This window comes from Pseudomonas asturiensis, assembly GCF_900143095.1.
GTDB classification, from domain to species: Bacteria; Pseudomonadota; Gammaproteobacteria; order Pseudomonadales; family Pseudomonadaceae; genus Aquipseudomonas; species Aquipseudomonas asturiensis.
The window spans coordinates 21,167-33,420 of sequence record NZ_FRDA01000023.1; the positions used below are offsets into that span (position 1 = coordinate 21,167).

At 61.0% G+C, this 12,254-nt stretch carries 10 protein-coding genes; 5 read left to right on the forward strand and 5 right to left on the reverse strand.

The genetic code is table 11. The annotated features are described in order from the left end of the window. Positions 1 to 55: 55 nt before the first annotated feature. Complete coding sequence (gene lysM / locus BUB69_RS25980; RefSeq protein WP_073172572.1) at positions 56 to 508, reverse strand: peptidoglycan-binding protein LysM; 453 nt, start codon at positions 506 to 508, stop codon at positions 56 to 58. A gap of 151 nt (positions 509 to 659) precedes the next feature. Between lysM and BUB69_RS25985 the strand changes: the two genes are divergently transcribed. From BUB69_RS25985 to BUB69_RS26000, 4 genes are all read left to right on the forward strand, one after another. Then, positions 660 to 1,541, forward strand: a complete 882-nt coding sequence (locus BUB69_RS25985; protein ID WP_073172576.1) for a LysR family transcriptional regulator — start codon at positions 660 to 662, stop codon at positions 1,539 to 1,541. A gap of 102 nt (positions 1,542 to 1,643) precedes the next feature. After that, the gene (fdhD, locus tag BUB69_RS25990) at positions 1,644 to 2,480 is read left to right on the forward strand and encodes a formate dehydrogenase accessory sulfurtransferase FdhD (RefSeq protein WP_073172581.1); all 837 of its coding nucleotides are present in this window, start codon (positions 1,644 to 1,646) and stop codon (positions 2,478 to 2,480) included. Then, complete coding sequence (locus BUB69_RS25995; RefSeq protein ID WP_073172584.1) at positions 2,477 to 4,813, forward strand: FdhF/YdeP family oxidoreductase; 2,337 nt, start codon at positions 2,477 to 2,479, stop codon at positions 4,811 to 4,813. Before fdhD ends, BUB69_RS25995 begins: the two co-directional genes overlap by 4 nt. 196 nt (positions 4,814 to 5,009) lie before the next feature. Continuing rightward, positions 5,010 to 5,492, forward strand: coding sequence for a glycine zipper domain-containing protein (locus BUB69_RS26000; RefSeq protein WP_073172587.1), 483 nt, complete (start codon positions 5,010 to 5,012; stop codon positions 5,490 to 5,492). Between the two features lie 62 nt (positions 5,493 to 5,554). Here BUB69_RS26000 and BUB69_RS26005 read toward each other — a convergent pair whose 3' ends face one another. After that, positions 5,555 to 7,486, reverse strand: coding sequence for a RecQ family ATP-dependent DNA helicase (locus tag BUB69_RS26005; protein ID WP_073172590.1), 1,932 nt, complete (start codon positions 7,484 to 7,486; stop codon positions 5,555 to 5,557). Positions 7,487 to 7,662: 176 nt separating this feature from the next. On the opposite strand from BUB69_RS26005, the gene BUB69_RS26010 reads away from it, so the two are divergent. Then, entirely contained in the window at positions 7,663 to 8,484 is an 822-nt protein-coding gene (locus BUB69_RS26010) for a hypothetical protein (protein WP_073172593.1), read from the forward strand. Here the strand turns inward: BUB69_RS26010 and BUB69_RS26015 are convergent. The 3 genes from BUB69_RS26015 to ssp4 form a co-directional block, all read right to left on the reverse strand. Then, positions 8,451 to 10,112: an acyl-CoA synthetase gene (locus BUB69_RS26015; protein ID WP_073172596.1), complete on the reverse strand. Its 1,662-nt coding sequence runs from the start codon at positions 10,110 to 10,112 to the stop codon at positions 8,451 to 8,453. The genes BUB69_RS26010 and BUB69_RS26015 overlap by 34 nt on opposite strands. Before the next feature lie 662 nt (positions 10,113 to 10,774). Then, positions 10,775 to 11,281, reverse strand: coding sequence for a hypothetical protein (locus tag BUB69_RS26020; protein WP_073172598.1), 507 nt, complete (start codon positions 11,279 to 11,281; stop codon positions 10,775 to 10,777). Continuing rightward, a complete protein-coding gene (gene ssp4, locus BUB69_RS26025) occupies positions 11,278 to 12,183 on the reverse strand; it encodes an Ssp4 family T6SS effector (protein WP_024687068.1) in 906 nt (301 codons plus the stop codon). Before ssp4 ends, BUB69_RS26020 begins: the two co-directional genes overlap by 4 nt. Positions 12,184 to 12,254: the final 71 nt, after the last annotated feature.

Genomic DNA, 12,254 nt, shown 5'->3' on the forward strand with positions numbered 1-12,254 from the left:
TGTGTATAACGATGGGCGCGGAGCGTAGGCAGCAATCATTTGCCCGAGCCGCTACTCACTCCGGAATCCGCAACGTCTGCCCCGGGTAAATCTTGTCCACATCCTTGAGCATGGGTTTGTTGGCGTCGAAGATTTTCTGGTACTTGTTCGGATCGCCATACATCTGCTTTGAAATCGCGCTGAGCGTGTCGCCTTTCTTGACTTCATAGAATCGGGATTCGGCACTTGCCGCAGGCGCGCTGCCAGCGGCAAGGGTCATCTGGTCGTCCACTTTCTCGACACCTTTGATATTGCCCAGCGTGACCCGAATCTTCTCCTTCTCCTCCTGACTGGTCGCCTCGCCCTTGACGATGACCGTGCTGCCCTGAACCTCTGTCTGAATGTTGGGGTTGCCCAATCCAACCCTGGAGATATGATCTTTCAGGACTTCATTTGCGTTGGCATTGCCAGGCATGATCGCATCCAGGATCTTCTCGCCCGCTTCTTTCACAAAACTCCAAATACTCATTATCCGATTCTCCTTACGTGAGTTGTCAGACTTGCACACTCAACCATAGCCCTTATAAACCGTGGCCTGCAGCCTTCCGACCAACGTCGCTCGACCACCATTGGCCCTGAACGCGTAGAATCGGGAGCCTGGATCGACCACCGGAGTGGACATGGACATCAAGCAACTCAAATTCCTGATCGCCCTCGACGAAACGCGTCACTTCGGGCAGGCGGCTGCGCGCTGCAATATCACCCAGCCAACGCTGTCGATGCGGCTGCGCAATCTGGAAGAAGAGTTGGGCTTGCCCCTGGTCAACCGCGGCCAGCGCTTTGAAGGCTTCACTGCACCCGGCGAGCGCGTGCTGGCCTGGGCGCGCACGGTACTGGCGGCCTACGATGGCTTGCAGGCCGAGGCGGCTGCCTGCCGGGGTCATCTGGTGGGTACGTTGCGCCTGGGCGTGGTACCGCTGTCGAGTTTCGACCCCTTGCCGCTGCTGCACCGGTTGCATCAGATGCACCCGAACCTGCGTTTCGAGCTGTCATCGCTCAGCTCCGAGCAGGTGCTGGAGCAACTGGCGAGCAACCGTATCGACCTGGGCGTCTCGTATCTGGAGCGGCTGGATAACGACCGCTTCGACTCGCTGGCGCTGGACGACACAAAAATGGGCCTGATGTACGACCGGCGACATTTCACCTTCGGCGATACGCCGCTGAGCTGGGCGGATCTGGTCGAGTTGCCATTGGGCCTGCTCACCAGCGGCATGCATTTTCGCCAATCCATCGATCACAACTTCCACAGCCGTGGCCTGCAACCTCAGCCGTTGTTGCAGACCGATGCCGTTCATCAGTTATTGCAGGCCGTACATGGCGGCTTTTGCTGCGCGATCATGCCACTGGACGGCGGGTTGGAGACACTGACCGAACACCTGGCCATGCACCCGATTGCCGATGCCCGCACGCTCGCCCAACTGGGGCTGATCATGCGCCGCAGTGCGCCGCGCTCGGCTCTGGCCGAGGCGTGCTTTGCGCTGGTAGCGGAATTACCACGCTGACGCATTGATCGACGTCATCTATCGGTGCATTGGAACTAGCGATTAGACGATTCCGGACAACAGGCCTAGGCTGTAGGTGTCAATCTGCCGGTATCTCAGCCCATGCACGCCAAGCGCACAATCGGCACGGTGCCTGTTCTCGCACCCGCGCCCGAAGCCAGCCAGTCCTATCGCTATGCGACCCTTGAGGGTCAGGACGGCGCGCGCACCGAACTTGCTGAGGAAGTCGCGCTGGCGATTGCCTACAACGGCATCAGCCAGGCCGTCATGCTGGTCAGCCCGACCGACCTTGAAGACTTCATCGTCGGCTTCAGCCTGGGCAGCGGCATCATTGCCTCGCGCGATGAAATCTACGACTTCAAGCTCAGCGGCTGCGGCTCGGCGATGCAGGCCGAAGTGGAAATCGCCAGCCGTGCGTTCTGGGAACTCAAGCAGCAACGTCGCCAGCTGGCAGGTACCAGCGGCTGCGGCCTGTGCGGTGTCGAGGCGGTCGAGCAAGCGCTCCCGCAGCTTGATGTCCTGCCCGGTGCTCCCCTGCCGCCAGCCCAATGGCTGGAAGGCCTGCGCCAGCGCATCGGCGAATTTCAGCCGCTGGGTCAACATTGCGGCGCCGTGCATGCCGCCATCTTCATGGACGGTACAGGTCAGTTGCTGCTGGGTCGCGAAGACATCGGACGCCATAACGCGCTGGACAAACTGATCGGCGCGCTCATCCGTCAGGACATTCCGCTGGCGGGCGGCGTTGCCATCGTGACCAGTCGCTGCAGCCTGGAGTTGATCCAGAAAGTCCTGCGCGCGGGAATCCAGACGCTGGTCAGCCTGTCTTCGCCCACCGGCCTGGCCCTGCAATGGGCACGCCGGCATAACCTCAATTTAATTCACCTGCCGCAGCACAGTGCGCCGCGGGTCTATAGCCCTGCGATGGAGATTCAAGCGTGAGCACTCATCACCAAGCCGACAAGACACCTACACCCCGCTACAAGCCATACAAAGGTGCGGCTGGCGGCTGGGGCGCACTGATCAGCGTGACGCAGGCCTGGCTGGGCAGCGACAACGCGCTGAAAAACCTGCGCATGATGCTCAAAACCAACCAGAACGGCGGTTTCGACTGCCCGGGTTGCGCGTGGGGCGACTCGCCGGAAAGCGGCATGGTCAAGTTCTGCGAGAACGGCGCCAAGGCGGTCAACTGGGAAGCCACCAAACGTCGTGTGGACCCGGCCTTCTTCGCCCGTCACAGCGTCACCGCGCTGCTGGAGCAGAGCGATTACTGGCTTGAGTATCAGGGCCGTCTGACCGAGCCGATGGTTTACGACGCCGAGACCGACCGTTACAAGCCCATTGCGTGGGACGACGCGTTCGCATTGATCGCCAAACACCTGAACAACCTGCCCAGCCCGAACATGGCCGAGTTCTACACCTCGGGCCGCGCCAGCAATGAAGCGGCGTACCTGTATCAGCTGTTCGTGCGTGCCTATGGCACCAACAACTTCCCGGACTGCTCGAACATGTGCCACGAAGCCAGTGGCGTTGCGTTGTCGCAAAGCGTGGGCGTGGGCAAAGGTACAGTGACCTTCGATGACTTCGAGCACGCCGACGCGATTTTCGTACTGGGCCAGAACCCCGGCACCAACCACCCGCGCATGCTGGAACCGCTGCGCGAAGCCGTGAAGCGTGGCGCCCAGGTCGTTTGCGTGAACCCGCTCAAAGAGCGCGGCCTGGAGCGTTTCCAACACCCGCAGCACCCGGTGGAAATGCTCACCAACGGCGACCGCCCGACCAACACCGCTTATTTCCGCCCTGCGTTGGGTGGCGACATGGCGCTGCTGCGCGGCATGGCCAAGTACCTGCTGCAATGGGAGCGCGAGTCGCAACTCAACAACGCGCCATCGGTGTTCGACCACGCGTTCCTGAACGAACACACTGAAGGCGTACTGGATTACCTGGCCGCCCTCGATGACACGTCGTGGGACGAGATCGTCGAGCAGTCGGGTCTGCCGCTGACCGACATTGAGCAGTCGGCGCGCATGTATGCAGCCGGCAAGAACGTCATCATGTGCTGGGCGATGGGTATTACCCAGCACCGCCATTCGGTGGCGACCATTCAGGAAATCGCCAACCTGATGATGCTGCGCGGCAACATCGGCAGGCCGGGCGCAGGCCTGTGCCCGGTACGTGGTCACAGTAACGTGCAGGGCGACCGCACCATGGGCATCAACGAGCGCCCGCCGGTGTTTCTGCTCGACGCGCTGGAAAAACGCTTCCAGTTCAAGGTGCCACGCGAGAATGGTCACAACGTGGTCGAAGCCATTCACGCCATGGCCGAAGGCCGTTCGAAAGTCTTCATCGCGCTGGGCGGCAACTTTGCCCAAGCCACGCCGGACAGCCATCGCACCGCTGAAGCCTTGAGCAACTGCGAGCTGACCGTGCAGATCAGCACCAAGCTCAACCGCAGCCACCTGTTCCACGGCAAGGACGCGCTGATCCTGCCATGCTTCGGCCGTACCGACATTGACGTGCAGGCCAACGGCCCGCAAGCGGTCACCGTGGAAGATTCGTTCAGCATGGTTCACGCCTCGAACGGTCAGCTGCAGCCTATCTCTTCAAAGATGCGCTCCGAGCCTGCCATTCTGGCCGGCATCGCCAATGCCACGCTCGGCAAGCAACCTGTCGACTGGTTGTGGCTGGCCGAGGACTACAGCCGGATTCGCGACCTGATCGCCGATACCATTCCAGGCTTCAAGGACTTCAACGAGCGCATCAAGCATCCAGGCGGCTTCTACCTGGGCAACGCAGCCGGCGCGCGCCGCTGGAACACGGCGTCCACCCGCGCCAATTTCAAGCCCAACAAACTGCCAAGCACCTTGTTGCACGAGGACATCAGCTCTACCGGCCTGGTCCCGGACCTGATCATGCAGTCCATGCGCTCCCACGATCAGTACAACACCACCATCTATGGCCTGGACGACCGCTATCGCGGCGTGAAAGGTCAGCGCGACGTGTTGTTCGTCAACGAGGCCGACATCATTCGTCTGGGCTTCCAGCCAGGCCAGAAGGCCGACCTGATCTCGATCTGGAGCGATAACCGCGAACGCCGCGTGAAGGGTTTCACCTTGCTGCCGTTCGATATCCCGGCCGGTCAGGCTGCCGCGTACTACCCGGAGGTCAACCCCCTGGTGCCGCTGGAAAGCGTTGGCGACGGCAGCAGCACGCCGACGTCCAAGTTCGTGGCCATTCGTCTTGAGCGTTCTGCCGAGTCGGCACGCATTATCTGACGCCCACAAAAAAGGCCCGTTTTGCTGGAAACGGGCCTGTCACAAGTAGCCTAAGACTGCATTTTCCGACTTAAGTTCCTCAACCAAAACAGTAACTTAGCTGTTTGTGTTGCAGTCGTGTTACTCGTCGGATTTGCATTGCTACATTCTTCACTTGACACCAAGATCGCGCCGTCATCCCTATGAGATTCCCTACATGAAGTATTCCTCGATACTGTTGTTGTCTCTTACCCTGGCCACCGGTTTCGCCTCAGCAGGCGATAACGTGACGGCCGGTGTAGGCGGAGCATTGGGTGGGGTACTCGGTTCGGTCGTCGGTCAACAGATCGGCGGTAGCACCGGTTCAGCGATTGGCGCAGGCCTGGGCGGCGCAGCGGGCGGTGCAGTCGGTGCAAACCGTCACAACCGTACGGAAGCGGCCATTGGCGGCGGTCTGGGCGCTGCTGGCGGTAACGTGGTCGGTCGCAGCGTGGGCGGCAACACCGGCAGCCTGATCGGCTCGGCCGTCGGCGGCGGCGGTGGTGCGGCACTCGGCAACTACATGGGCAACGAAAGCCGCGATGATGATCGCCGCTACCGGGGTGGTCGTGATGACCGCCGTGAATACCGTGGCCATGGCAACCGTGGCAAGCATTACGGCCATCGCAAGCATGGTCGTGGTCACTACCGTGATCGTTGATCGTCAGAACGCATGAACAACCGGCCGCTCTTGAGCGGCCGGTTTTCGTTTAAGGCGCGCAATCAGTTCATCCTGCCCTGTACCCACGCCCGCACATGCGCGTACGGATAATCTTCCAGCTCGGCGAAGCCTGCGGTGGCGCGGGCCTTGAGTCTGGTGAACAGCGGCACACTGATGCCGCACAGAAAACGCGTCAGGCATTCTGCGCTGGGCGGCTGGCCGCTGTAGTCCTGGTGCTTGCGGATAAAATCACCGCATGACGCCTGAAAGTCCATCGCCTCCAGCGGCTGGAGCGCGGGAGGCTCTGGCAGGTGGGCGACCTGACCCTGGCACACCGAGCAATGCCCGCAACGCTGCGGCGCATTGTGATCGCCAAAGTAGTGCGCCAGGCGATGGGTCAGGCATTGATCGCTGGCGAACACGTTCAGCATCGTGTGAATACGGTCGACCTCCGTGGCCTCGTGCTCGCTGAAATAGTGGTGCAGCTCGCGGCTCAACACATCCGCATCGAAGTCGGTGCGCAGCACGCTGTAGACCTCGGTCATCTGCTTGCTTTCCAGTTCGATCCAGCCCTTTTCCTGAAAGTAGTCCAGCGCCTTGACCACCCGCGAGCGCTCGGCGCCGTAGTGCCGGTACAGCGCGTCGAAATCCACCGTCGCCCAGGTGCGGGCGCGGCTGGACGTCTGGATCACGGCCTCGACGAACTGGCGCCGCTCACCCTCGAAGCGGGTCATCAGCTCGCTTGGCTCAATCAGGAATTTGAAGCGATATTCAGCGAAATAGGCGTAACGTGGCGCGATGATTCCGCGCAGCTCCAGTTGCACCAACAGGGTCTTGAGCGGCAGCTGGCGGATGTTGCTGAGGTCCGCCAGCGGGTTCAGCAGAAACTCCCACTGCCCGTCGTGGCCCGCGCTGAGCAGGTCCTCCAGCACCCGAGCGATCCCCTCGCGCTCCGGCGTGTCGCCGTAAACGAAGTTTTCCAGCACATTGAGGCTGTCGCGGTTGGCCATCACCAGGCAATCGGACGCAGCCCCGTCGCGCCCTGCCCGGCCGATTTCCTGGCTGTAATTCTCGATGGATTTGGGCAGGTCGAAATGCACCACATTGCGGATGTCGCTCTTGTCGATGCCCATGCCGAAGGCGATGGTGGCCACCATGCAGTTCAGGCCACCGCCCATGAACTGTTTCTGGAGGGCCTCGCGCTTATCGTTGGGCAACCCGGCATGATAAGCACTGGCTGGCAGCCCGTTCTGCTGCAGATGCGCAGCGATGTATTCGGCCGTCTTTTGCAGCGTGACGTAGACGATGGTCGGCTGTCCGCTTCGCTCGCTCAGCCACTCGACCAGGCGCTGGCGCTTGTCCCGCCCGCTGACCGGCTCGACCCACAGGCGCAGATTGGGGCGATAGAAGCCGGTGGTCACCACGTCATCCGGCGCGATGGCGAACTTGTCCTGCATGTCGGTGATGACCTGTGGCGTGGCTGTGGCCGTCAGCAGCAGGGCTTGCGGGATGTTGAATTCGCGCTGGTAGTCGGGCAACTTCAGGTAATCGGGCCGAAAGTTGTGGCCCCATTCGGAAATACAGTGCGCCTCGTCCACCACCAGCAGCGAGATGGGCACCTGGGTAATGAACTGCCGGAAACGCTCGTTCTTGAGGCGCTCCACGGAAATCATCAGAATTTTCAGTTCGCCTGAACGTGCCCCCGCCATGACCTGGGCGACGTCTTCGCGGCTCTGCGCCGAATCGATGCTCGCGGCCGGGATGCCGTGACGCTGCAGAAACGCCAGTTGGTCTTGAATCAGCGCCAGCAAGGGTGAAACCACCAGCGTGAGGTGCGGCAACATCAGCGCAGGCAGTTGGTAACAGAGTGACTTGCCTGAGCCGGTCGGAAAAATCGCAGCGGCAGAACGCCCCGCCAGCACCGCGCTGATCGCAGCTTCCTGTCCTGGACGAAACTGCGAGTACCCGAAAACCTGCTCAAGACGTTCATGCATTAAAGGTGCTTCCTCGTTGAATCAAAACGGGTGAATCAAAACGGACCTGACCATAGCCTGCCAGGCTGAACGAATACACCCCCAAAACATTTCAGAAATCGCAGCCCTTGCCGATAAACTTGAAATTTCGCGCCTGACGCGTGGGCAGTGCGTGGCAGATGATTCAAGGAGCAGGGATGGATTCCACACAACAGCCCGAGGACGACGGGGTTATCCGTATTCAGCGTCTGGTGCCCGGACAGGTCGACGTGGTATTGGGCTCGCACCCCAATCGAAAACCGCTGCCCCCGACGCGCCGTAAGCCCGCCTATGCGCTCTGGCTGGCCGGGCTGATCGTGGTGGCTTGCCTGAGCGCCATGATTGCCTCGCAGTTGCGCAAACCCAAGGCAAACCCTGCGCTGCCCATCGAGCAACCGGCTCCGGTGGTAAAGCCCGCCGAAATCGAAATCCCGCCGCCGCAAACGCCCCGTGCGACGCCCGTTGCGCTGCGTCAGGAACCCGCTGCGCTGCCGACGCCAGCGCCGACGGCGCCGAGCGCAACCGTGCAGCCTCTGGATAACTGCCTGAAAAACGGCAATGTCATCGACGAAAGTGTCCTGAACTGCCGATTCGGCCAAGTGCCCCGCCCGGTTCAGAGCGAGCCGGCGAAAGGTATGGTGTCTGCGGGTTACATGGCCGATTTCAAGGCCGATGCCGCCCGCCCGGCATCCCGTCCGTCACGTCCTTACACGGTCGCGACGGTGTCCATACGCGAATGGGACGGGCGCAACCGCTACCGTGCGCAATGGCGTATCTACGACAACACCATCGACGGCGACAGCGTGTGCGAGAACTTCCTCGCCCGCTCGGTAGAGCGGCGCGAGTGTCGTAAATCAGCCGAGGTCAATTTCCGCGAACAGTGCCAGGAATGGACGCGCCGTGCGGGTCGTGATCGCGACCCGCAGAGCAAGAACGCCCAGGCGCGCTACTGTGAAGCGGCTTCGACCTTCACGCCCTGATCGGTCTGACCGTTTTTCGCCCACTCGCGCAGTAGAAACTTCTGGATCTTGCCGGTCGAGGTTTTTGGCAGTGCCGTAAACACCACGGTTTTCGGCACCTTGAAGCCTGCCAGGTGCTCACGACAGAACCGCATGATCTGCTCGCCCGTCACCTCGTCTGCCCCGGCCTTGAGGGTCACAAATGCGCAGGGCGTCTCACCCCACTTGTCATCGGGCCTGGCGACCACTGCGGCCTCCAGAACGGCCGGATGGCGATACAGCACACCTTCAACCTCAATGGTGGAAATGTTCTCGCCACCGGAAATGATGATGTCCTTGCTGCGGTCACGAATCTCCAGATAGCCGTCCGCGTGCCAGACCGCCAGGTCTCCAGAGTGAAACCAGCCGCCTTCGAACGCCTTGTCGGTGGCGCTCTGATTACCCAGATAGCCTTTCATGACCGTGTTGCCGCGCATGTAGATCTCGCCAAGGGTCTGGCCGTCCTTCGGCACAGGCTGATGGGTCAGCGGGTCGGCCACCATCACACCTTCGAGCGTGGGGTAACGCACGCCCTGACGCGCCTTGACTGAGGCCCGCTCGTCGGCCGGCAGTTCATCCCACTCGGTTTTCCAGGCGCAGACAGTGACCGGCCCGTAGGTTTCGGTCAGCCCGTAGGCGTGGGTAATGCAGATGCCCATTGCCTCGACCGAGGCAATCACCCGCGCAGGCGGTGCGGCGCCTGCGGTCATGGCATTGACGGGATGACCGAATGCCACGTCGGCGGCGTTGGGCAGATTGGCCAGGGCATTGAGCACGATGGGCGCGCCGCATAAATGGCTGACGGTGTGCTGGCTGATCAGCGTAATGATTTTCTGAGGATCGACCCGACGCAAAAACACATGCGTGCCCGCCTGCGCGGTGATGGTCCAGGGATAACACCAGCCGTTGCAGTGAAACATCGGCAGGGTCCACAGGTAAACCGGGTGCAGGCCCATGCCCCAGGCCATCTGATTGCCGATGGCATTCAGGTACGCGCCGCGATGGTGATAAACCACACCCTTGGGGTCGCCGGTGGTACCGGAGGTGTAGTTCAGCGAGATCGGCGCCCATTCATCCTGCGGCCATTGCCACTCGAAATCGGGGTCGCCTGCGGCCAGCAGCGCGTCGTAGTCCAGTTCGCTCAACGGCCGCCCTTCGCCGTATTCGGGATCGTCCACGTCGATCAACAGCGGAGGATTGTCCAGCAGGGCCAGGGCGGCATGCACCACGGCATGAAACTCACGGTCAGCGATCAACACCCGCGCTTCACCGTGCCTGAGCATGAAGGCAATGGCCGTGGCATCCAGCCGCACATTAAGGGTATTGAGCACCGCACCCAGCATGGGTACGCCGAAGTGCACCTCAAGCATGGCCGGAATGTTGGGCAGCATGACCGCAACCGTATCGCCACTTTGCACACCTAACTGGCTCAACCCTGACGCAAGCTGGCGACAGCGGCGATAGGTCTGTGCCCAGTCGCGGCGGATCGCGCCATGGATTACGGCCGGATAGTCCGGGTACGTTGCGGCGGTGCGCTCAAGAAAACTCAGCGGCGTGAGTGCCATGTGGTTGGCCGGGCCTCTGGAGAGGCCCTGATGGAAGATCGACATAAGAACACCTTGGCGTATTGTTAGCTCTGGACCCGCATGGGCCGGTGATTTCACGAGGCTGCTGTGCTCAGTTATAGCCTGCGGCGGCGGTTCTGCGTGATCAGACCTTCGGATAAATCCCACGCACGTATAGCCAATGGCTTACACACAATCGAGTTGTTTGGCTCTTTGTGAGTCCACGACACGGCCGTAAGATTGGATCCAACAACTGGTGAGCAGGGAGCTCGCCAGGATCAGGGACGATCGACCATCGCCGGGACGGCAGCCGACAGGGAGTTGGAATGGTCTTGGAAAAACCCGCTTCGGCGGGTTTTTTATTGCCTGCGATTTCTTGCCGCTGATTGAGCCGCTGATTAAAAAATGTACGCGTCCTGATCCATCACTGATCACTTGTCACATTGTCGCGTCATGTTGAGTGAGGAACAGGGCTGCAACGGCCTCGTATAGCCAAAGGCTTACACGCCCTGGGGGCAGTTGGCTATTTTTGTCCGACAACAAGAGCCGTATGATTGGATCCAACAAGTGGTGAACAGGGAGTTCACCAGGATCAAGGATGATCGACCATCGCCTGGGAGGCGGCCGACAGGAAGTCGGGATGGTCTTGGGAAAACCCGCTTCGGCGGGTTTTTTGTTGTCTGCACAAACGTGAATGCCTGCGATGGTTAGCGGCCGCGCGCCTTGTTTTTGCGCAGCTTTTCGCGATTCTTTTCCAGTGCCTGCTGACGACCCGCCTCAGCACCAGCCTGCTCACGTTCGATCCTGAGCGCGATTAAGTCGGCGCGCATTTCCCGTTGCCGCTGACTGTTGAGCATCAGCAGCCCCAGCAATGGAAGCAACAGGCCAAGCGCATAGATAAACAGTTCGATGCCGCGGCCATAACCCGGAAAGGTCGGCAGCACCGCCAACAGGCTCACGATGGGCATCGCGACCAGCAGCCAAAAGCCCTCGCGACGCCCACGGGTGACCATCAAACCGCCCAGGGCCAGCACCATCGCTGCGCCGATCAGCACCATGACCTGGACGATCGTGCCGTCCTGCGCATCGTTGAACCAGGTGTAAAACACCTGAGACGTCGCCAGGGCCATGGAGAACGTGATCAGCAGCATCGAGCCCAGAAACGTCGGAAAGTAACGGGCTCTGAAGGCATAGTAATGATGACGATCGGTCATTCGGTCACTTCCTCATAAAGGCCGACCGCGATGCTTTGCATGTAGCTGCTGCCCACCAGCCCCATTCCGACGCTGAGTACGTCCTGCAACTGGATGACCGTAGCCGGCTTGAGTTGAGTCGGCGTCATGCGTGTCGGCAATTCCCCACTGCGCTGCTTGAGCTTGAGCAACCGGGACGTCAGCTTAGGGTTTTGAAGCGTCAGCAATTCTTCGGTCAACGCCTTGCGTTGTTGCCGGTTGAGCTCTTTGGTCAGATCGAACCAACTGCGTCCGGTGGCGGCTTTGCGCGCCTGCATCAGCTTGTACGTGGTCAGCCCCGTGGCGCCGACACCCGACAGGGATGCAATGTCCAGCACCGAGGCGATGACCTGATACAACTCTGAATCGTCGAGCCTGTCGTTGGCGGCCGGAGCCCTGACTTCGTTGAGGGTGCGGGCCAGACCGATACCGCACTGTGCGGTGCTGGCGGCTGCCGAGGCGTAGCCGATTGCGGTGATGACCAGACTGGCACCGCCCGAAAAAGGCACGGCCGCCCCACCACCGAAAACGGCGATCCAGCCCAGGACTGCTCCGCCACAGGACATCGTGGCACTGAATGCCTCGTACAGCAGACGGGACTCGCGAGGATTGGTCTGCACCTCACGGGCGAACTGCTGGGGCGCGATATTGCGTTTGGCCTCCCGCAGGATCAGCCGCTTGGGCTTGATGCTGCAGATGGGCGTGAATTCTCGAAGCGTCACGACGTTGAAGTCGCTGTCGATGTACACGACGCCTGCGCCTGCGATGCCCGGGTCGGAATCGATGGACGCAAACAGACGTTGAACGTTGATTCTGGCTGCAATGTTCTGGCGCGCCAGAACCTGCGAAGGGCTGTTGTACAACCCGATCATGGCTTGGGACATCGGTCTTCCTTGAATCCGTTCGACGCACTTCACCGGCCTCGCCACGGAGGCCGGTGAAGCTGTCGATCAAT